This is a genomic window from Ornithinimicrobium carbonis (assembly GCF_977012275.1).
The window spans coordinates 1117347-1139270 of the sequence record NZ_OZ348993.1 but is presented as its reverse complement, the minus strand read 5'-3'; the positions used below and the strand labels follow the sequence as shown (position 1 = coordinate 1139270).

The 21924-nt window shown below is 75.0% G+C and carries 12 protein-coding genes; 4 read left to right on the top strand and 8 right to left on the bottom strand.

The annotated features are described in order from the left end of the window. Nucleotides 1–3: 3 nt before the first annotated feature. A complete protein-coding gene (locus ACWHYA_RS05125) occupies nt 4–2727 on the top strand; it encodes a hypothetical protein (protein WP_425943382.1) in 2724 nt (907 codons plus the stop codon). On the opposite strand, the gene ACWHYA_RS05120 is transcribed toward ACWHYA_RS05125, so the two are convergent. The 3 genes from ACWHYA_RS05120 to ACWHYA_RS05110 are packed head-to-tail and all read right to left on the bottom strand — an operon-like array spanning nt 2690 to nt 8573. Beyond that, nucleotides 2690–5845 carry a glycosyltransferase gene (locus ACWHYA_RS05120; protein ID WP_448095555.1) on the bottom strand — a complete coding sequence of 1052 codons (3156 nt, stop codon included), beginning with the start codon at nt 5843–5845 and terminating at the stop codon, nt 2690–2692. The genes ACWHYA_RS05125 and ACWHYA_RS05120 overlap by 38 nt on opposite strands. Then, nucleotides 5832–6188: a hypothetical protein gene (locus ACWHYA_RS05115; RefSeq protein WP_425943384.1), complete on the bottom strand. Its 357-nt coding sequence runs from the start codon at nt 6186–6188 to the stop codon at nt 5832–5834. The genes ACWHYA_RS05120 and ACWHYA_RS05115 overlap by 14 nt, the downstream gene beginning before the upstream one ends. Nucleotides 6189–6197: 9 nt before the next feature. Further along, complete coding sequence (locus tag ACWHYA_RS05110) at nt 6198–8573, bottom strand: glycosyltransferase (protein ID WP_425943385.1); 2376 nt, start codon at nt 8571–8573, stop codon at nt 6198–6200. Nucleotides 8574–8656: 83 nt separating this feature from the next. Here ACWHYA_RS05110 and ACWHYA_RS05105 point away from each other — a divergent pair, with 83 nt between their 5' ends. Then, complete coding sequence (locus ACWHYA_RS05105; protein WP_425943386.1) at nt 8657–9865, top strand: hypothetical protein; 1209 nt, start codon at nt 8657–8659, stop codon at nt 9863–9865. Nucleotides 9866–9904: 39 nt separating this feature from the next. Here ACWHYA_RS05105 and ACWHYA_RS05100 read toward each other — a convergent pair whose 3' ends face one another. Beyond that, nucleotides 9905–11995, bottom strand: a complete 2091-nt coding sequence (locus tag ACWHYA_RS05100) for a glycosyltransferase family 4 protein (RefSeq protein WP_425943387.1) — start codon at nt 11993–11995, stop codon at nt 9905–9907. Nucleotides 11996–12060: 65 nt separating this feature from the next. Further along, a complete protein-coding gene (locus ACWHYA_RS05095) occupies nt 12061–13128 on the bottom strand; it encodes an inositol-3-phosphate synthase (protein WP_425943388.1) in 1068 nt (355 codons plus the stop codon). A gap of 190 nt (nt 13129–13318) precedes the next feature. On the opposite strand from ACWHYA_RS05095, the gene ACWHYA_RS05090 reads away from it, so the two are divergent. Both ACWHYA_RS05090 and ACWHYA_RS05085 read left to right on the top strand, forming a co-directional pair. Continuing rightward, nucleotides 13319–15718, top strand: coding sequence for a transglycosylase domain-containing protein (locus ACWHYA_RS05090; RefSeq protein WP_425943389.1), 2400 nt, complete (start codon nt 13319–13321; stop codon nt 15716–15718). Then, nucleotides 15715–17088: a glycosyltransferase 87 family protein gene (locus ACWHYA_RS05085; RefSeq protein ID WP_425943390.1), complete on the top strand. Its 1374-nt coding sequence runs from the start codon at nt 15715–15717 to the stop codon at nt 17086–17088. The genes ACWHYA_RS05090 and ACWHYA_RS05085 overlap by 4 nt, the downstream gene beginning before the upstream one ends. Here ACWHYA_RS05085 and ACWHYA_RS05080 read toward each other — a convergent pair. Genes ACWHYA_RS05080 through ACWHYA_RS05070 form a run of 3 tightly spaced genes read right to left on the bottom strand, consistent with a single transcriptional unit; the run spans nt 17003 to nt 21910 of the window. Further along, complete coding sequence (locus ACWHYA_RS05080) at nt 17003–19495, bottom strand: acyltransferase family protein (RefSeq protein ID WP_425943391.1); 2493 nt, start codon at nt 19493–19495, stop codon at nt 17003–17005. The two genes, ACWHYA_RS05085 and ACWHYA_RS05080, sit on opposite strands and share 86 nt — an antisense overlap. Further along, entirely contained in the window at nt 19492–20136 is a 645-nt protein-coding gene (locus ACWHYA_RS05075; RefSeq protein WP_425943392.1) for a hypothetical protein, read from the bottom strand. The genes ACWHYA_RS05080 and ACWHYA_RS05075 overlap by 4 nt, the downstream gene beginning before the upstream one ends. Then, complete coding sequence (locus ACWHYA_RS05070; RefSeq protein ID WP_425943393.1) at nt 20129–21910, bottom strand: HDIG domain-containing metalloprotein; 1782 nt, start codon at nt 21908–21910, stop codon at nt 20129–20131. The genes ACWHYA_RS05075 and ACWHYA_RS05070 overlap by 8 nt, the downstream gene beginning before the upstream one ends. Between the last annotated feature and the right edge of the window lie 14 nt (nt 21911–21924).

Genomic DNA, 21924 nt, shown 5'->3' with positions numbered 1-21924 from the left:
GCCGTGACCGGTGGCTGGGCGGTGCGCGGCTCGCCCGGGACGGTCGATCCCGACCTGGTCCTGGACGGGGCGCACCCCCACGGGTGGCTCCTGCGGGCCGGCGTGCCCCACCCGGAGGTCCCGGAGGACGTGGCCGGCTGGCGCACCGACACGACCTCCGTCCCGGGGGCGGTCCTGCACCTGCAGCCCCGCACGGTCGCCTCCCTCGGCCGCTCCGGCGTCGGGACGGTCCTGCTGCTCGGCCACCCGGTCGACGTGGAGGCCGGCACGGCCGACGGCACGGTCGTCGCCTCCGCGCTGGCACGGGCGTGGGCCGCGGGTGAGGACGCACTGGTCCGTCACGCCGCCGAGCTGGGCGGACGGTGGACGCTGCTGGCCGTCCGCGACCGGCCGCGCCCCGACGTCGGTGACGCACCTGCCCCGTTCCTCGTCGTCCCCGACACGCACGCCACCCAGCCGGTCTTCTCCGCCACCGAGGGGGGACGCCTTGCGCTGGCGAGCTCCGCCTCCCTCGTCGCCGCCGCCCTCCGCCTCCCCGAGGACGAGGACGCGCTCGCGCTGCTGGGAGAGCTGCGCTCCCGCCGGAAGGGCGCGGTGACCTACCTGCCCGGACGGCGCACGGCATACCAGGGCCTCGACCAGCTCCTGCCCAACTCCCTGCTCAGGGTCCAGCCGGGCCGACCGGGCGGCTCCGCCCCCAGGGTCGAGCACGAACGGTTCTGGCCGTGGCGCGAGCGGGTCGGGACCACCGACGTCGACGCGGTCCACGAGACCTTCCGCACGCGGTTCGCGCGCCACGTGGAGCTGCTGGCCGGCCTGGGCCGGCCGGCGGTCAGCCTCACCGCCGGCGGTGACAGCCGGGCCACCGCGGCCGTCGCCCGGCACGTCCTGCGCGAGCGCGACGGGTTCGCCTTCACCTACGTCAACCCGCGCGACGCGCGCACCGGGCCGGCGGCGATGACCGACGTCACGGGCGCCGGCGCCGTGGCCGCCCAGCTGGGGCTTCCCCACCGTGTGCTGCGCTGGCGCCAGCCTCCTGCCGGAGGCACGTTCGACGTGCTCCACCGCCGCACCTACGCACCGCTGCTGCCCTCGCGCGGTGCGGCGCACGCGATGTGGGCCGACCTGCCGAAGGACCTCGTCCAGCTGCAGTCCAACTGCGCCGAGACCGGGACCACGTTCGTCCGCCGGCGCACCGACGAGCCGCTCTCGCCCCTGCGGCTGGCGAGGATGATGATGAACGCCACGGACGGGCTGGAGGACCTGGCCGAGCGGATGTACGGCGGTTACGTGGAGCACGCGCAGATGGCTCCCGGGCGTCTCCTCGGCTACGACCACCACGACCTCTTCTACTGGGAGCAGCGCATCGGCCGGTGGGGGTGGCAGAAGTTCGTCGACGGCGACCTGGGCCACCGCATCCTGCTGCCGTTCAACGACCGCGTTCTCCTGGAGACCATGCTGTCCCTGCCGTACCCCGAGCGGGAGAGCAAGGTGCTGCTCCGACGCCTCGTCGAGGAGGTGCCCGCGGCCCGCGTCCCGGGGCGGCGGGAGCCCCCCGGCCGGCGGCGGGTGCGGTCGCTGTCCGGCCGGCTGCCGGGACCGCTGGGGCGGCGCGTCACGGGTGCGGTCGGCCGCCGGCAGCGCGCGGCCGACCTGGAGCGGCTCACCTGGTCCAGGGGGTATGCCGTGCTCCCGCGCCGTGAGGGAACGGGGCCGTCGGTCCCGGTCCTGACCCCCCGCCGCTGGGCCCGGCTCGTCCTGCCCGGGGGCCTCCACGAGCTGCGGCACCACCCCGGTCTGGCCCGGGCCGTGGCCGGCTCCGGCGACCACTGGGTGCTGGTGCTCGGCGACCCCGTGGACGTGGACCGCCGTGCCGTGGGTGGCCGGCCGGTCGCGGCCCACCTGCACCGCCTCCTGGTCGGGGCGCCCTACCAGGCCGCGGCCGCCGTCGCCGCGCTGGCCGGCAGCTGGCTGGTCCTGCTCAGGTCTCCGGGACGCACCGTGGTGCTGGCCGACCCCCTGGTCAGCCTGGGGCTGCAGCCGCTGGCCGACGGAACGGGACTGGTGTCCCACGCCACCCTCGCACCCGGGATCTGCTCCGACCCGCTGCCCGGGACGCACGCGCTGTCCACCACCGGGTCGGCCACCACCGCACCACTCGCCCCGGTCCGGGTCGGCGAGCTGACCGGCCCCGTCGGCCCCCCCTCCCCCGGGGACACCCGGAAGGCCCGGTTGGCACGGCACGCCGGCCTCCTGCTCGGCCGCGGCCCGGCCTGGCCGGCGCTGGACGGCGGCGCCGCCGACCTGGAGCTGCTGGGTCTGATCACCGGGTCGGCGGACGGAGGAGCCGTCACCTGGTGGGACCGGCTGGCCGACGACAGCGCCGCCGAGCGGGTCTTCGACGCCAACCGTGCGGCCACCGACCTCGGCCTGCCCCACCGGGTCGTCGGCCTGCGCGAGGACGTGGACGGGTCGGCGGGAGGCCCCGGCCGGCGGGCCCGCGAGCTGTCCCAGGAGGCGCTGCGCCGCACCTGGGGTGACGTCGACCTCCCCCTCCCGGTCGGGGACGCGCTCGACCAGGCGCTCCCGCCCGACGCGGTCCTGTGGTTCGGGTCCACCCCCGACGCACCGCCCGGCCGGCCACACAGCTGGGACCTGGTCCAGGGGGTCCGGCCGGTGGCCCTGCCCTTCAGCGACCGGCTGCTGGCCCGTCTGCCCCGCTCCTGATGCTCCTGGTCAGCCGGACCGTCCTCGACCCGCCGGCCAGGCGCACGGGCCCGTCCTCGTCGACCCGTGTCCCCCCGGTGGGAACCACGCAGATCTCTCCGTCGCGGCTCAGGACGAACCCGGCCACGTCCGGACGCCCGGCCACGGCCGCCCGCACCGCCGTGTCGACGTCGGCCTCCGCCGGCACGTCCAGTGCGGCCCCGAGCCGCTGCAGCGTGGTGGTGGACCAGGGCGGGCGGTGCAGGACCACCAGCTGGTCCGCCCGGGACCCGTCGGCCTCGCTGCGCAACCGCGCCGTGTGGGCGCTCAGCGGGTCCCCGGCCACCGTCTGCAGGGTCACGGCCAGGGGCAGGGTGGGGTCGCCGGAGGAGTGCAGCTCCAGCCTCACCTCGCCGGTCCACGGGGTGGTGCTGGCGGCGTCGTCGGCCCGCGTCCCCGCCCAGGTCGTGCCGACGCCCTCGAGCGAGGACAGCCTGTCCACGAAGGACCTGTGGGAGTACCTCTCCCGCACGAGGGCCTGCTGCTCGCAGGACCTGTCCCGGTACCTCTCCGGCGAGGCGAGGTAGGCCGCGACCAGCTTCCGCGTCTCCGCACCGGGTTCGGCGTAGTCGAGCACGTCCCCGAACACCGCCCGGTGCTTGGGGTCGGCGATCGTCACCACGCCGGAGGCCGCCGCCTCGAGCAGCACGCGCCCGAACGCCTCGTGCCGGTCGGGGTTGTCGTGGTAGACGACCAGGTCCAGGTCGCGGACGAACTCCCGGGGGTCGACCGACCCCGCCCGCAGCACGTCCCACCCCGCAGGAAGGGGGGTGTCCTCCGGGAGACCCGCCTCCGCCGCGAGCCGTCTCCAGGTGGCCCGTCCGCCCAGCATCCGCACCCGCACCCCCGGGCCCAGGTCGTAGGCCGCGAGCAGCTCGGCGTGCGTACGGGGGAACTTCAGCGGGTGGTCGCGCGACCAGCGGCCGACGAGGGGACGGCGCCCCTCCCCCCCGGTGCCACGGCGGGCCACGTGCGGCACGGACCACTGGTCGACGTCGATGAGCCCGGGGTTGTCCCACTCCGACAGCCGGATCCGGGGATCCTGCTCGCGGAGCACCTCCCGGACGACCGGCCCCTGAGGCACCCAGACCGGGTCCGCGCCGAAGAGCTCGCGCGCCCGCGCGGTGACGTCATCGACGACGTACCGCTGGTCGCTCCCGTCCGGTTCCAGCGGCGCCTGGTTGGCCACGACGAGCAGGTGCCGGGGTCTCAGGGCCCTGCCCGAGGGCACGTAGGGCGGATGCTGGAGGACGGGCGGGTAGCGGACCATCAGCACGTCGACCTCGACGTCGTCGTCCAGCTGGACCCACTCCACCTCCCGCCGCCGGAGCAGCTCGACGAGGGGGGTGCACAGGGGCAGGTCCCGCGTGGTGGCGAAGCGCAGCGCCTCCAGGTGCAGGACGCCCACCCGCAGGCCCTCCTCCCGCGCCGCCCTGATCTCCTCGAGCATCGAGCGCTGCGGCCCCCCGTAGCGGCGCCAGTCCCCCCCGAGCACCAGGTCCAGGTGACGGGGCGCGGGCAGCCCGGGGTCTCGCGGGGTCGTCCACCGCCGCGGCTCCGGCACCGGTCGGTCCGACCACGGATCGAGGTATGCCGTCGCGCCCGCGGCGATCTCCTCGTGCCAGGGGGCGTAGAGGGTCTTGTAGGCGTGCCGGGCACCGTGCCGCCAGCCCCGTCCGAACTCGGACGCGGAGAGGGTCTCGCCGGAGCGCAGCAGCAGGAGGCAGTCGTCCACCGTGTGCACGGCCGACGGGCCGAACGCCGCGTGGAGCCGGCGCGCGTACTCGGTGTCGGCCGCCTTGCGCGTCGGGTCGAAGAACCCTACCCGGGGCAGGACCCTGTCCAGACGCACCATGAGCGTGGGAGCCGCCAGGACCCGGTGCCGGTAGCCCGGCCGCACCAGCGCCAGGTTCTCGTCCACCCGTGCGCCCCTGGCCCTGACCGCGACCCTGCGGGGGTCCTGCTCCAAGGACCGCACGAGATTCTCGACCGCCTGGGGGTGCAACCAGTCGTCGGAGTCCAGCGTCGTGAAGAGGGCTCCGCGCGCCTGTCGCAGCGCGGTGTTCCGGGCGCGGTAGGTCCCTCCGTTGACCGCCTTGCGGATCACCCGGACCCTCGGGTCGAGGCGCTCGGCACGGTGCAGCCAGGGTTCGGCCTCCGGTCCCGAGGCGTCGTCCACCACAAGGACCTCCAGCCGGTGCCACGTCTGGGCCAGCAGGGAGCGCACCGCGGTGAGCAGGGCAGCCCCGGGGCGGTAGCAGCTGACCGCCACCGTCACCGAGGGGGCGCCGGGCCGGTCCGCGCGCGGGAGGGGGTCGGTGGCGAGCCGGTCGAAGGGCGTGCCGGGGACCCGGGGATCCAGCCGCACGGGTGCTGTCCCGGGTCCGTGCAGGGCGGTCCTGAACAGCGTGAGCCAACGGTCGTGCGCCGGCTCGACTCCCCGACCGCGTCCCCCCTCGACCCCCCGGTCGCCCGCCGCCTCGGCTCCCGGGTCTCCCGGTCCGTGTCCGGCCGGGGCTGTCACGAACGGGTTGGCCAGATCGGCCCGGACCGCGGCGGCCACGTCGTCGGGGACGTGTTCGTGGTCGAGGAGGCGCGCGCAGCCGTCCGCGTCCCGGTCCTGGCAGCGCAGATGCAGCAGGAGCTGCACGGCCTGAGGGTGCAGTGACGTCAGCGCGTCGTCGCCCCCGGCTGCCAGTGCCTCCAGGAGGGTCCGCCCGCGTGTCCGGTCGGCCGGGTCGCCCGTCTGCAGGACGAGGACGCGGGCGTACTGCCCCAGGTGGAACGGTTCCATCCCCGGCACGAGAGGTGCGGCGTCCACGTCACGCCGGCGGGCCGCCCAGGCGTCGATCTCCTCCGCCCCGTGTCCCGGCCAGGCGCTCTCCACGAGCACCTCGCGCGCGTGCACCGACCTGGTGCGCAGGGCGGTCACCGCGAGCGCGTCCGGGTGGTCGAGCAGGATCGAGTTGCCCGCGGTGTCCCGGGTGACCCCCGCCCGGGTGGCCCGCACGTGGCCCCGCGTCACCGACGGGGCCGTGGACCCAGGAGCTGTCCGCCCGGTCCCGTCAGTCCCGGTCATCGCGGCGCAGCACCTCGTCGACGGCGTCCTGCAGCCGGTCGAGTCGCCCCGTGTACTGCGCCTGGAGCGCGCGCACCGTCCCGACGACGTCCTCGGTCGTGGGAGCCGCCCGGCCCTGCGAGGCCCCGGCGACCTCCAGCCGACCCAGCTCACGGTGCAGGAAGCGACGCGTCTCGCGGATCCGCCGGTCCGCGTCCAGGGCCACCACGAGCGTCGCAGCCACCAGCAGCGTCACCACCAGCACGACCACCCACCAGAGGCCGGCGACCGCGGCCAGGGTCGCGCCCAGGCTGAGAAGGCCGGCTACGCCGGCTCCGACGACGGGGATCAGCAGCGCGGGCACACCGACACGCTACCGGGCACGCTCGGCCAGCCGGCGGTAGATCTCCGCGTACCGCGCGGCGTTGTGGCCCCAGGTCCGCTCGGCCACGACCCACCGGCGGGCGCGGGCGGCGACGTCGTGCCGCAGGTCCGGGTCGTCCATGAGCCGGGCCACGACGGCGGCCAGCCCGCCCGGATCACCCGCGGGATAGGACCACCCGCGTTCCCCGTCGCCGATGACCTCCAGCAGGGCCGGCTGGGCCGAGACCAGCACGGGCACCCCCATGGCCATGGCCTCGTAGGGCTTGAGGGGGGTGACGAGGCGGGCGGCGCGCTCTGAGCTCCGGGGGACGACGAGCAGGTCCAGGAGGCCGTAGTACCGCCCCACGTCCGCGTGCGGCACCGCTCCCGTGAAGATGACCACGTCGTCGGCACCCAGGTCGGTCGCCAACCGGCGCAGCTGCTCCTCGCGCCGGCCGGTCCCCACGACGAGCGCACCGACCTCCCGGCCCTGGTCCCGGAGCAGCACCGCGGCACGGACCAGGTCCTCCACCTGCTCCCGCGCGTGGTCCAGGTTGCTGATGTACCCGATGACCAGACGCCCCTCGACGCCCAGCCGCCGGGCCAGGTCCTCGTCGCGGGGGTGCGGACGGAGGGCGGTGGGGTCGACCGCGTTGGGGACGACGTGGACGTCGCCCTCCGGGACCCCCCGCACGGCCAGGTCGGCCCTCATCGTCTCCGACAGGGTCACCACCGCGTCCGCCTCGGCCGCCAGGACCGCCTCCCGGGCCCCCCGACGGGTGAAGAGCTCTCCTCGCTCGGCCCGGACCTCGTCCTGGCTCCACGTGGACTCGAACAGTCCCCTCATCTCGTAGACCCACGGCAGACCGGCCGCGCGGGCGACCGCTGCGCCGACCACGCCAAGGTCGTACCCGCGGTGCCCCGAGTGGACGTGGAGCACCGAGGGCCGTTCGGCCACGACCACGTCCAGCAGGGTCCGGGCGGCCTCGGCCAGCTGGGCGGGTCCGCCGGTCGAGGCGGTGGGCGGCGGGACGAGGTAGCGGACACCGTCGAGCCGGTGCTCCTGCAGCAGCCCCGGACCGTCGTCGCCGCCCCCCGCCACCGGGAGGGACGCGGCGACCACGTCCACGCCCGCCTGCCTGAGGGCCACGAGCGTGTGGTGCCCCCGCACGCTGTACCCGGCCTGGCGCTGGGGCAGCGTGGTCTTCAGAAGGTGCAGCACGCGCCCGGGGACGGGGTCGAGGTCCACCGGTGGAAGGTCGGGGACCCAGGCGGGGTCGGTCTCGAGGAGCCGGTCCTCGACGCGTCGCAGCGCGGCCGACAGCCTGGGCCCGTGGACCCCGGTGGCGGCGGTGGTCCGCAGGACCCGGCGCTCCAGCGTCAGGGAGCCCGTCACGCGCGTGAGGTAGGTCATCTCCCGCCGCAGGAGCGGGTCCTCGACGGCCCCACCGTCCAGCAGCTCCCGGACGAGCCGCAGGGCCTCCTCGTCCTGGTGCTCCCGGCCGAGCTGCACGAGCCGGTCGGTGTCGGGGCCGAGCAGCAGGGGCCGCAGCCCCGCGGCGGCCGGGAGCCCCCCTCCCTCGGCCAGGGGAGCCACCACGAGCGGTCGGCGGGGGACGGTCGCGCGACCTCCGAGGAGGATCCTCCAGGGCCCGACCTCGTCACCCGGGCGCGGGAGGTGGACCACCCGCACCTCCTCGCCGAGGCGGTCCAGCCGGGCGACGACGGGGCCCAGGCCGTCCAGGACCAGGACGTCGGTGTCCGTCGGCACCTCCTCGCCGGGTCCGAGCACCGTCAGCCTGCTGCGGAGCGTCGGGACGATCGAGACGACCTCGTCCCGGGGCGACGCTCCGTCCGGGGTCGCGACCACCACCCGGTGCATGGCACCGGGGTCGGGCTCGGAACGTGCTCGGCGCACCGATGGCCGGGCCGGCTCCGGCTGGTCGGCCAGCTGCCCCGCCAGCTCCACCGCCGCCGTGGCCCAGTCCGTCCTCGGCAGCGGCGTCGGACGCCCCCGGCGCGCGAGGGCGTCCAACGCCCGCCCTGCGGCCCCGTCGAGAGCCACGACCCGGGCCGTCGGCTCCCGGTCCAGCTGGTCCTGCAGCCACGGGTCGGCGCGCAGGGCCGCGACCAGGTCGCCCTCGAGGATGTCTGCACCGCGGGACCGGTCGAGAACCCGCGTCGGCCAGGCCCTCCTCGTCCGAGGGACCTGCAGGCCGTGCCAGCCGGGGGGGACGCCGCCGGAGGCCCCGTCCTCCTGGTGGACCGGCGGTCGGACGGCGGCGCGGGGGACGTCGAGGCCGAGCCTGGCGGCCAGCTCCAGGAGGGCGACGACGCCGGGGTCGACCACCTGCGAACCGACCACGACGAGGGGCCCGGACACCATGGACGTCATCCTCCCAGACGGGTCCTGGACGCGGCGGGACGCCAGCCGCGGGAGGCACCTGGGTCGGCCGTAGAGTTTGCATGATGTCGACGACCCAGGAGACCGACGTGCCGGTGGCGCACGCCCCCGCGCGGGACCTGGTCGTGTCCTACTGCTTCCCCCCCTACGCCGACACCTCCTCGATCGTGGCCGCCAAACGGGTCCGTGAGCGGGGACGGCCGGTCGACGTGCTGTCGAACGCGATGGCCGGGTTCCGTCCCACAGACCCGACGCTGGAGCAGATCGCCGGCGACCTGGTCCGGCGCCGGTCCGAGGTGGCCTCCCCCACCCACTTCGCGTCCTGGTCGTCCATGTCCAGGTTCTCCGCGCTGGGCATCCAGCAGGCCCTGGCCTGGGACCGGGAGGGGGACGGCTACGAGCGTCTCTACAGCCGCGCACAGTTCGCCGCGAGCCACGTCCTGGCCGCCCGGTTCGTGATCGTCCGGCCGGAGGTTCGCTGGACCGCGGAGTTCTCCGATCCCCTGTCCCACGCCGTGGACGGCTCGGTGCGGCGGTCGACGGCAGGTGACGGCGCCCTCCTGCGGCGTTTCGGCGAGCGGATCCGGGCCGCCGGTTTCGAGCCGCCTGCGACGGGGAACTCCTTCGACTGGGCCGAGCACGTGGCCTACGCGCTCGCCGACGAGATCCTGTTCACCAACGAACGGCAGCTGGAGCTCATGGCGGCCGCCATCCCGGACCGCGCCCTGGCGGCGCGGGTGCTCCGCACGGCGGTCGTCTCACCACACCCGACCCTGCCCCCGTCCTTCTACTCCATCGCGACACCGGGTTACGAGCTGGAGCCCGGGGTGCGGCACCTGGCCTACTTCGGCAACTTCTACGCCAGCCGCGACCTGGACACGGTCCTGGACGGGCTGGGGGCCCTGCCGCTGCACCTGCGCGACCGGCTCCGGCTGCACACCTTCGCCGGCGACAGGGCCGCGCTGCACGCCCGCATCGAGGCGGGCGGGCTGGGCCCGTGGGTGCGGACCCATCCGTTCGTGGGCTACCTGGAGTTCCTCGCCCTGTCCCGGGCGATGGACGTGCTGGTGGTCAACGACGCCGTCACCAGCGGTCAGCTCGCGGTCAACCCCTACCTACCCTCGAAGTGGAGCGACTACCGCGGGAGCGGGACACCGGTGTGGGGCCTGGTGGAGGCCGGGTCCCCGTTGTCCGGGCAGCCGCTCGACCACCGCTCCCCCGTCGGGCACACGACGGCTGCGGCCCAGGTGCTGGCCAGGATCGCCTGCGCCTGACGCGACGCCGTCATCGGCTCCTCCGGGCCGGTCTGCGCACTACCCACCTTCCAGCACCACCCGGCGCAGGGTCTCCATCGTGTCCCCGGGGTCGAAGCGGTACAGCACGTCGGCGCGCGCTTCCTGCGAGGCGGTCGTCCAGGCCGGGTCGTCGGCGTGCTCCCGGATCCGGTCCACCGCCTCCTCGACGGTGTCCACCACCCACTCCGGCGGGAACAACCGTCGGGCGCCGTCCAGGGTGGCGAACATCGGCCAGTTGCGCACGACCGGAACCGCTCCCGAGGCCGCCCCCTCGGCCAGGCCCACGCCGAAGGACTCCCGCCGGCTGGTGCTCAGGACGAAACCGGCCGCGGCCAGGTGGGGGCGAAGGTCGTCGGTCCAGCCCACGAAGTCCACCGCGTCCCGGACGTCCTCGTGGAGCAGCCGGGCGACGAACTCGTCGGCGTACCGCTGGGTGGTGGTCACGTCGTTGCGGAGGAAGTCGGCCCCCACCAGCGTGAGACGCCACTCCGGGTCGTCCGCGCGCAGCGAAGCCAGGACCTGCAGGGCCCACAGGGGGTCCTTCACCCGCTGGGCCCAGCCGATCATGAGCAACCGCCGGCGGTGACCCTCCACCTTGCCGTCCGGCACCCGGGTCAGATCCAGGACGTTGGGCACCACGTGCACGCGCGTCCGCCGCAGGCGTCCACCCAGGATCCCGACGACGACGTCCCGCAGGTGGTCGCTGACCAGCACCAGGTCCCGCACCCGGGTCCAGTCGATGAGGTGGATCCAGGCTGACAGGGCGTCCATGCTGTGGATCCGCAGCACGACCGGCAGGCCCTCCGGGGCCGTCATCACCAGCTCCAGCGCTCCCCGGTCGGCCCAGTCGACGAAGGCGACGTCGCACCGCTCCAGCTCTGCCCGCAGCTCCAGGTCGGTGGTGTGTCGACGACCCAGCGCCTGCCGCAGACGCTTCTCCACCAACGTCTTGCTCACCCCCAGCCACCTGAGGTCGGGTCTGGCGGCCAGCTCCACCAGCCGCACGTCCGCCCCCTCGCCCAGCGCGTCCGCGACACCCGTGGCGAACTGGCCGAACGTGCCGGGGGAGAGCAGGACGAGCGGCCTGGTCCCGTCGCCGGCCGGGGGCGTGACCCGGTCACCCGGTCGGAGAGGCGGTTCCTGCGGGACGGCCTCCCCCAGCAGCGCCCCCACCCTCGAGGCGCGCAGGTCGGCGAGGAAACCGTCGGGGTCCTCCACGAGCGGGGAGGACAGCTCGTCCGCGTGCAGCTCACGGTGGAACAGCAGCTGCAGGGCGAGCGTGGCCAGCTCGACGGCCTGCCCCAGCCTTCCCCGCTCCAGCGAGTCGTCGGCCCTGCGCAGCAGCTCGGCGGACGCCTCGCGCAGGTCCTCGTCGGCCGCCCCGTCGGCCGACGTCCGGACCAGCGCCTGCAGCCCGCGGCGCATCGCCGCCTCCCCCTCGTCCGGGGCCGCGCCGGGCAGGAGGTGTTCCACCAGCCGTCGCGCCACCGCATACCGTCCGGACCGGTGCAGCTCACGGACCAGGGGAAGCAGGTGGCCCTGCTGCTCCGGGGGCACCCGACCCCCGAGCAGGTCGATGCGGGCGAGCAGGTCCTCGGCGACCTCCGCGTCCAGGGTGCCGCCCTCCTGGAGCTCCTTGTCGAGGAGCTTCCAGGTGTTGGCCACGCCCCGCCACCACGCGAGCTCCTCGGGTCCGACCCGGGGACGGCCAGCCGCGACCTGGTCCTCGGCCGCCGAGGCCTCGCTGCCGACGACGACCACGGCCGTGGCCCCGGCGACCACGGAGACGGCCTCGGTGTCGGCCTGCAGGACCGCGGGGAACCCGGGCTCCTCGACGCGCCCGGCGAGCCGGCGCACGGCGCGGACGGGGGAGGGCGCTCCTGCCGGGGGCACCACCTGGCGACGGGTCGGGAAGGACCGCAACCGCTCACCCGGCTCGCCGCGCCACCACACGAGGACGACCTCGTGCCCGGCCCGGGAGATGCCCCTCAGGGGTCGCGCGACCTCGTCGAGCTCCGCCGCGTCGGCGGCGACGGCCACCACCCGGCAGGTGGAGGTCGTGGGGACCACACCACCGTCGAACGGTGCGAGGTTCTCGGTGATGGTCACGGCACGACGATAGGCGAACCGGCCCGCGTCGGTGCGGCCACCGCGGTCCCGTCCGCGCCTCCGGATCAGCCCCGGATGAACGCCTCGACCTCGGCGCGCCCCAGGTCGTCGTGCATCTGCACGGGCGGGGACTTCATCAGGTAGGCCGAGGCACCGATGACCGGGCCGCCCTGGCCGCGGTCCTTGGCGATCTTGGCGGCGCGGATGGCGTCGATGATGATGCCGGCCGAGTTGGGCGAGTCCCACACCTCGAGCTTGTACTCCAGGCTCAGCGGCACGTCGCCGAAGGCGCGGCCCTCCAGGCGGACGTAGGCCCACTTGCGGTCGTCCAGCCACTGCACGTAGTCCGAGGGGCCGATGTGCACGTCGCGGTCGGCGAACTGGTGGGCGACGTTGGAGGTCACCGCCTGCGTCTTGGAGGTCTTCTTGGACTCCAGCCGCTCGCGCTCGAGCATGTTCTTGAAGTCCATGTTGCCGCCGACGTTGAGCTGGTAGGTGCGGTCAAGCGCCACGCCCCGGTCCTCGAACAGCTTGGCCATGACCCGGTGGGTGATGGTGGCGCCCACCTGGCTCTTGATGTCGTCCCCGACGATCGGCACGCCGGCGTCCTCGAACTTCTTGGCCCACACCGGGTCGGAGGCGATGAAGACCGGGAGGGCGTTGACAAAGGCCACCCCGGCGTCGATCGCGCACTGGGCGTAGAACTTGTCCGCCTCCTCGCTGCCGACCGGTAGGTAGGACACGAGCACGTCGACCTCGGCGTCCTTGAGGACCTCGACGACGTCGACGGGTTCGGCGTCGGACTCCTCGATGGTCAGGCTGTAGTACTTGCCCAGACCGTCGAGGGTCGGCCCGCGCTGGACCGTGATGCCGGTCTGCGGGACGTCGGCGATCTTGATGGTGTTGTTCTCGCTGGCACCGATCGCGTCCGCCAGGTCGGTCCCGACCTTCTTGGCGTCGACGTCGAAGGCGGCCACGAACTCGACGTCGCGGACGTGGTACTCGCCGAACTGCACGTGCATCAGCCCCGGGACGGGGGCCGACGGGTCGGCGTCCTTGTAGTACTCCACACCCTGGACCAGGGAGCTGGCACAGTTGCCCACCCCCACGATCGCCACGCGCACCGACGTCATACATCTCTCCTTGAGGCTCACTGCTGGGTCAGCCCGACGGGGCTGACCGGAAAACGACTCTCCAGGGCGCCCGCAGGGCCCCGGCACGACAGAGGCGGTCCCGCACAGGGCCGCCCTCCGCGACGGTCAACGGCCCAGCCTACCCGGGCATTCCGGCAGGGCCGTCAGGGGACGCAGGCACAATGGGGCGGTGAGCACCTCCCGCACCCAGCCCGCCCGACGCTCGGCGAAGGGCCGACGCCGTCGCCGTCCCGGCCGTCTGCGTCGCGTCCTGCTGTGGCTTCTCGGCCTCGGCCTGCTGGCCGTCCTGCTCGTCGTGGCCGCCGTGGCGTACGCCTACGCGCGCACCGACGTACCCGAGCCCAACGACTTCGCCGAGGCCCAGAGCACCATCCTCTACTACGCCGACGGCGAGACCGAGATGGCCCGCTTCACCGGCGGTTTCGACCGGGAGTCCGTGCCTCTGGAGGAGGTGCCGGAGCACGTGCAGCAGGCCGTGCTGGCCGCCGAGGACCGCTCGTTCTACGAGAACGAGGGCATCTCGGTCACCGGTCTGGCGCGGGGCGCCTGGCGCACGCTGCGCGGCGACGGCGTGCAGAGCGGGTCGACGATCACCCAGCAGTACGTCAAGAACTACTACCTCACCCAGGAGCAGACGCTGGAGCGCAAGTTCCGCGAGCTGGTCATCTCGGTGAAGATCGACAACGAGCAGTCCAAGGACCAGATCCTGGAGAACTACCTCAACACGGTCTACTTCGGCCGGGGCGCCTACGGGATCCAGACCGCCAGCCAGGCCTACTTCGACAAGGACGTCTCCGAGCTGAGCGTCGGCGAGGGGGCCTTCCTGGCCGCCGTGACCAACGCGCCGTCGCTCTTCGACCCCGACTTCGCCGAGGGCAACGAGGAGCGCGCCCGCGACCGGGTCGACTACGTGCTGGGCGGGATGGTCGAGGAGGGCTGGCTCGGCGAGGGCGAGCGGGACTCCACCTCCTTCCCGGAGGTCGGTCCCACCCCGCCGTCCACCGCGGTCCAGGGGGTCCAGGGGTATGTCGCGCAGCAGGTCCGCGAGGACCTGCGCGACCTCCTGGGGCTGGAGGACGCGGCCATCGACTCCGGCGGTCTGCGGGTGACCACGACGATCGTCGAGCAGCACCAGGACGCCGCGATCGAGGCCGTCGACGCGTTCGCCCCGACCGGGGAGAACGCCGAGGACATCACCACGGCGCTGACGGCGGTGCGTCCCGGGGACGGGGCGATCACCGCGATGTACGGCGGGGAGGACTACCAGCAGACCCAGCTCAACGCCGCGACCGACGCCCAGGTCCAGGCGGGGTCGCTGTTCAAGCCGATCACGCTGGCCGCGGCCGTGGGCGAGGGGATCTCGACGAACACCGAGCTGCCCGGTCCCAGCCCGATGACCTTCGGCACCGGCGGCGGTGAGGTGGAGGTCCGCAACTTCCGCGACATCTCCTTCGGACTGCTCGACCTGCGCGTGGCGCTCGCCGAGTCGGTGAACACCTCCTACGTGCAGCTCAACGAGCAGGTCGGCCCGGAGAAGACGGTCGAGACCGCGGTGGACCTGGGCCTGCCCGAGGACACCCCCGGTCTGGGGGAGGACCTGACCAACGTCCTGGGCACGGCCTCCCCCACGCTGGTGGAGATGACCAACGCCTACGCCACCATCGCCGCCGAGGGCGAGCGCGCGCAGCCCTACCTCGTCGAGCGCGTCGAGACCGCCGCCGGCGAGACCACCTACGAGGCCGAGCCGGAGACCGAGGAGGGCATCGAGGCGGACGTGGCCGCCGACGTCATCGACGCCATGACCTACGTCATGACCCAGGGGTCGGGCACCACGGCCGGGGACCTGGGACGCCCCAGCGCCGGCAAGTCCGGCACGAGCGAGAACAACGTCTCCGCGTGGTTCGACGGCTTCGTTCCCCAGCTGGCCGCCGGCGTGGTGATGTACAAGGGCGACGGCACCGTGCCGATGCAGGACGTCGCCGGCCTCGACCAGGTCACGGGCGGGACGTTCCCGGCCCAGGTCTGGGGCGAGTTCATGCGCCTGGCCCTGGACGGGGAGGAGGTGCTGCCGTTCCCGGAGCGCGCCGGCGTCGGCGACCAGGTGGTGGTGACGCCCGAGCCCACGCAGGAGGTCGCCCCGACCACGCAGGAGCCGGCCCCGGCGCCGGCCCCGACCCAGGAGACCGAGGACCCGACCACCGAGGAGCCGACGACCGAGGAGCCCACGGAGACCACGAAGCCCACGCAGGAGCCGGAGCCCACGACCCCTGAGCCGACCACCCCGGCGCCCACGACCCCGGCACCGACGACCCCGGCGCCCACCGAGCCGGTGGATCCGGCACCTCCCACCACGGAGCCGGCCCAGCCCACCCAGCCGGCCCCGCCGCCGGGGGACGCCGGTGGAGGCGACGGCGGGGGCGACGGCGGTGACGCGGGCGGAGGTGACGGCGGCGACGCCGGCGGGAACGACGGTGACGCCGGCGGGAGCGGCGGCGGCGGATCCGGTGACGCCGCCGGGCAGCCCGGGGACGGCTCCTCCACGTCGGCGAGGGCCACCCCGGCCGCGTGACCGGAGTCCCGTCCCGCGAGCGCCGACGCCGCGACGTGCCCTGGCGGGTGCCGTCGTGGCGCGACCCTCTCGTCGCCCGGGCCACGGGGTTCGTCGGCGGGCCGCTGGGACGGCACGCCGTCGTCGGCCGCCACGGCCTGGCCGGCGTGGCCGCCGCCCTCGTGCTGCTGGGCTCGGGCATGCTCTCGCTCGGCGTCTGGCAGAAGGGCCACTGCCTGATGAAGGGGTGGAGCACCCCGGACCAGTTCTGGCGGGCCTGCTACTCCGACGTCCCGGTCGTCCACGTCAGCTCTCCGCTGGCCGACCGGCTCCTGCCGTGGAGCGGCGACATCCCCTCCAGCCAGCCACCCCTGCCAGGGCTGGTCATGTGGTTGCTCGCCCAGGTCTCCCCGCAGGCCGGGACCGGTCTGGGCGCCCAGCAGGGCGTGTTCGTCGGCTGGATCCTGCTCGCGCTGGTGCTCCTGGGGGCGGGGGTCGTGGCCGCCGTCGCCCTGCGCCCCCGCGACCCGTGGCGGGCGGCGCACCTGGCGCTCAGCCCGGTGCTGGTGCCCCTGGCGCTGGTCTCGACCGACCTGCTCGGGGTGGTGCTCACCCTCCTGGCCCTGTGGGCGTGGCAGCGCGGACGTCCCTGGCTGGCGGGCGCGCTGCTGGGCTGGGCCCTGCTCGTGCGACCGTTCCCCCTGCTCGTCCTCCTCGCGCTCGTGCTCGTCGCCGTCCGCGACGGCCGCCCGCTGCGTGCCGCCCAGGCGGTCGTCGGGGCCGCCCTCGCCGCCCTCGTCCTGCTCGTCCCCCTCGTCGCCGTGCAGCCCCGCGCGCTGACGGCCGCCGAGCAGTGGTGGTCCCAGGGTGCGGGCTACGGCGCGCTCCAGATGCTGCCCCGCCTCGTCGGGTTCCCCCTCCTGACGACGGCGTCGACCTGGGTGGCCGTGGGCGGCTGGGTCGCCGCGGTCGCCCTGGCCGTGCTTCTCTCCCGGCGGACCAGGCTGGGCGCCGTCCAGCTCGCCGCGGCGAGCACCGCCGTGGTCGCCCTGACCGCACCGTCGCTGTCGGTCCAGTCCGGCATGTGGCTGCTGCCACTGCTGGTGCTCTCGGTCCGCCCCTGGTGGGAGCACCTGGTCTGGGCCGCGGCGGAGACCCTGCACTTCGTGGCGACCTGGTTGCACATCGCCTTCGACAGCGACCCCGGCCGCGGGCTGCCTCCCCTGGCCTACGCCGTCGTCGTCCTGCTGCGCGCCCTGGCCTGGGCCTGGCTGCTGTGGCGGATCGCGGACGAGCGGGCCCCGTTCAGGACGCCGCCCCCAGGCGGGTCCCCTCCAGCAGCACGGTCCGCGCCGGTTCCGGCAGCCGGGAGGCCTCGACCAGCGGCGTGACCTGCTCCTCGACCAGGTCGCGCAGGGAGCGCACGTAGGTGGCCGAGAGGTGGTTCGTGTCCCGCCAGACCACGACGCCGCCGAGCACGGGGGAGCACACGGTCCCCGGGCAGACGGCGTCGTTGAACTCCAGGACGGGCATGCTCGGACGCATCGCCGCCAGCTCGTCCTGACCCACCCCCGAACGCACCATGCCCTCCTCCCGGGGGAAGGCGCAGGCGCTGGCCGCGTCGGGATTGTCGAGCAGGCACTCGGGCAGGTCGAACGGCACGCGGGGGACGTCCCGGACCATCCCCACGACCGCGCCCCCCGCCCGCAGGCTGTCCACCCGCCGGGCCATGCCGGCCGCCAGCTCGTCCGGAGGGACGTCGTAGGCGGCCGAGGAGAGCAGCACCACGTCGGGCTCCAGCGCCGCGAAGCGTTCGTCGACGCCGACCTGGTAGGCGGTGCACTGGTCGTAGGTCCCGCCGCGCTGCCCGGGACGCTCGACCTCCACGCCCGCGGCAGGTGGACAGGAGGACTTCGTCAGCGACACGATCCGCCAGCCACGGTCCCGCCCGATCTCGTCGAGCGCCGTGATCCACATCCCCGCGTGGCTGTCTCCGTTGAGCCCCACGGTCACGTCACCCTCCGGGTCACCCGCCTCGCAGACCCCCACCTCGCTCCCGGAGATGCCGACGAAGCAGCCGTCCGGCTCCATCACCGGGCGGTCGTCGGCCACCTGCTCCAGCGGCACGGCGAGGGTGGGCAGCACGTCGGGGATCTCGGGCTGCGCCGGCGCCGGGGCCGCCGTCGCGGTCGTGGTCGCGGTTCCATCGTCCCCGCCCTCACCGCTGCCGCCCGCCCCAGCGGCGAGGCCGTCGCCGTCGGCGGTCGCCGTCCCGCCGTCGCCTGCGCCGTCACCGGCCTCGGCGGACGCCGACCTGCCCAGGCCGGCCGAGGCCAGGGCCCCGACCTCCCCGGTGCCTCCCGCCAGGGTGCCCGCCCCCAGGGGGGCACGCACCTCGTCCACCACCTGCGGCGTGCGCCACGCGACGGTCCCCGGAGCCAGCGACGTCGGACCGAGGGCGACGAGCGCCATACCGAGCAGCACCCCCGCCAGCGAGCAGTTCAGCCCGAGCCGCAGCCCCCGCTGGGTGACGACGCCGGGCGGCACCCGCCGGGCCAGCACCCGCCCCCGCACCCTCACCGGCTCCTCGACGTACCGGAAGGACAGCCATGCCGGCACCACCGAGACGAGCACGGCGCCCAGCCCCCAGGCCACCGGGAGCGCGTCCGGTCCCCCGCTGCCCACGCCCACGACCGAGGCCGCGGCCGCCACGAAGGGCCAGTGCCACAGGTACAGGCTGTAGCTGATCCGTCCGACCCACTGCAGGGGACGGGCGCGCAGCAGCCGCTCGGGCCCCCAGCCACCTGCGGCCGCCCCGGCCACGATCACCAGCGCCGTGCCCACGGTGGGCAGCAGCGCCCACGTCCCGGGGAAGGGGGTGGTCAGGTCGATGACGAGCAGCGACGCCACGATCATCCCCAGCCCGAGCCACCCCACGGCGGCGGCGGCCACTCGCGGCAGGCGGGGCCACGCGGCCGCCCCCAGGGCGACGACCGCTCCGAGCATGAGCTCGTGGACCCGGGTGAAGGTGACGAAGTAGGCCTGCGAGGGGTGCTCCTGGGTCCACCACCAGGACAGTCCGAGCGACCCCAGGAGCAGGACCGCGGTGAGGGTCCACACCCAGGTGGTGAACACCCGGGCGCGTCCACGCGCGACCACGAGGACGACGAGCAGCAGGACCGGCCAGAGGATGTAGAACTGCTCCTCCACCGCCAACGACCAGTAGTGCTGCACGGGCGAGGGTGCCCGCTCCAGGTCCAGGTAGTCCACGGCCCGGTCGGCCAGCCGCCAGTTGATCAGGTAGGCCGCCGACGCCACGAGGTCGCCGCCGATCTCCCCCCACCGGGTCCGCGGGATGAACGCCACCGTCAGCAGGGCGGTCCCGGCGAGCGCGGTGAGGGCCGCCGGCAGCAGCCGTCGGGCGCGTCGGGCGTAGAACCGCCCCAGGTCCACCCGCCCGCGGGCACGCGCCTCCTCCAGCAGCAGGGCGGTCATGAGGAAGCCGCTGACGACGAAGAAGACGTCCACGCCCACGAAGCCGCCGGGCAGCAGGGTCACCCCGGCGTGCCAGAGCACCACCCCGATCACCGCGATCGCGCGCATGCCCTCGATGTCGGCGCGGAAGTCGCGCGGCACCGGCGGCACCCGCAGGGCGTGCCGGTAGGCCCGCATCGCCCGCAGGCGCGCCCGGGACGGCAGCGCCTCCTCCCCCGGGGGCACCGCGGTGGCGCCGCCCGTGCCGGAGGTGCCCCCGGGGTCCGGGGCCGCCTGCGGACCGGGGTATGCCGTGCCGCTCACGTCGGGCTCCCGCCGGGGCGTTCCCGCCGGGCACGGGCGTGCTCGGCGAGGGCGGCGGCGAGTAGGAGGGGCAGGGCGACCACGACCCACCAGCGCGGGCCCTCGCCGACGGGACGGGTCGGCACCTCGGCCGGCGCGCTGAGGGTGAGGTCCTCCGGGGCGTCGGCCACGGCGAGGGACGCGGCGGTGTCCGCGGCCAGCGCAGCGAGCCGCGGGTCGCCGGCGCGACCCTCGACGAGGACCTCGGGGCCGCCGTCGGCCCGGTCCACGTCCACCCGGACCCCGCCGCGCCACGCCTCCTCCAGCTCGATCCGCTCCTCCACCCGGTCGACGACGTCGGTGCGGGTCAGGTCGACCGCGGCCCGTGCCGCCGAGGAGTCCGACCCGGCGGTGATCGTCGTCGTGGCGGCGTAGACGGCGGGGCGGAGCAGGTCGACAGCAGCGACGGCGACCAGGGCCAGCAGCACCACCGTGACCCACGGGACCGAGAGCAGGGCCTCGCCGAGGGAGCCGGCGCGGACCCGTCGACGACCACGTCGCCGGTCGCGGCGTGCACGGACGGCGCGGGCTCGCCCGGCGTCGGGACCCGGGGCCTCGACCGCCGGCGCGGGGCGCTCCTGGAGGAGGCGGTGTCTAGCCATCCCCCGGCTCCGGGGCGTCGGCGGCGGGGCCTCCCTGGGCGGTCGGCGCGGCCACGGCGCCGGCGGTGCCGGGGCCGGTGCCGGTGCCGGTGCCGGTGCCGGTGCCGGTGCCGGTGCCCTGCAGGGTTGCGGAGGGAGCCTGCCCCACGGCCCGACCGGCGCCGGTGCCGGTGTCACCAGGTGGGGCGGACTCGGGCTGCTCGGCCCACCAGCGCAGCAGCTCGGCCCGGGCGGCCTCCTCGTCGAGCGGTCCCTGGTCGAGCCGGACGGCCAGCAGGTGCTTGTAGGCGCGGCCCAGCACCGGGCCGGGGCGGATCCCCAGGACCTGCCCGATCTGGTGCCCGTCGAGGTCGGGGCGCACGGCCCGCAGCTCCTCGTCGGAGCGAAGACGGTCGATGCGCCGCTCCAGGTCGTCGTAGGCGGTCGCCAGGCGTGCGGCCTTGCGGCGGTTGCGGGTGGTGCTGTCCGACCGCGTGAGCCGGTGGAGGCGCCCCAGCAGCGGGCCGGCGTCGGTGACGTAGCGCCGCACGGCCGCGTCGGTCCACTCGCCGTCCCCGTAGCCGTGGAAGCGCAGGTGCAGCTCCACGAGCCGGCTGACCGCCTTGACCGTGTCCTTGTCGAAGCGCAGCGCCCGCAGCCGGGTGCGGGCCATCCGGGCGCCGACGAGCTCGTGGTGGTGGAAGCTGACCCCGCCGCCGGGCTCGAACCTGCGGGTCGCGGGCTTGCCGATGTCGTGCAGCAGCGCGGCGAGCCGCAGCACCAGGTCGGGGCCGGGGACGCGGTCGTCGTCCGCCTGGTCCGTCTGGTCCCTCTGCTCCCTCTGGTCCCTCTGCTCCCTCTGCTCCCTCTGGTCCGTCTCGTCAGTCTTGTCCGCCTGGTCCGCCTCGTCCGCGTCGTCCGTCTCGTCCGCGCCTTCGGGAAGGGGCGGGTCCTCGAGGTCGATGGCCTGCTGCAGGACGGTCAGGCTGTGCTCGTAGACGTCCTTGTGCCGGTGGTGCTCGTCGACCTCCAGGCGCAGGGCGGGCAGCTCGGGCAGCACGTGGTCGGCCAGGCCGGTGTCGACCATGACCTCCAGACCGGCGCGGGGGTCGTCGCCCAGCAGGAGCTTGACCAGCTCGTCGCGCACCCGCTCGGCGGAGACGATGGACAGGCGCGACGCCATACCCTCCATCGCCGCCAGCACCTCCGGGGCCGGCGTGAGCGCGAGCTGGGCCGCGAACCGGGCCGCCCGCATCATCCGCAGGGGGTCGTCCCCGAAGGAGATCTCGGGCGTGGTGGGCGTGCGCAGACGTCCGGCCGCGAGGTCCGCCAGACCGTCGTAGGGGTCGACGAAGACCATGTCGGGCAGCCGCAGGGCCATCGCGTTGACCGTGAAGTCGCGGCGCACGAGGTCGTCCTGCAGGTTGTCGCCGAAGGCCACGAGGGGCTTGCGGGACCCGGGCTCGTAGGCGTCGGCCCGGTAGGTGGTGATCTCCAGGGTCTGCGCTCCCCTGCGGGCCCCGATGGTCCCGAACTCGCGGCCCACGTCCCAGGTCGAGTCGGCCCAGCCCGCCAGGACAGCTTCGATCTGCTCGGGGCGGGCGGAGGTGGTCAGGTCCAGGTCCGGGGAGGTCCTGGCGAGGAACGCGTCGCGCACCGGTCCGCCCACGAGGGCCACCTCGTGGCCGGCGTCCACGAAGCGCCCTCCGATCTCGGTGAGCAGCGGGAGCGTGGGGGTCAGATGACGCAGGGCGCGCAGCAGCAGCGCGCCGTCGGCGGTCGGAGGAGTGGACATCGCCCCCCAGGGTA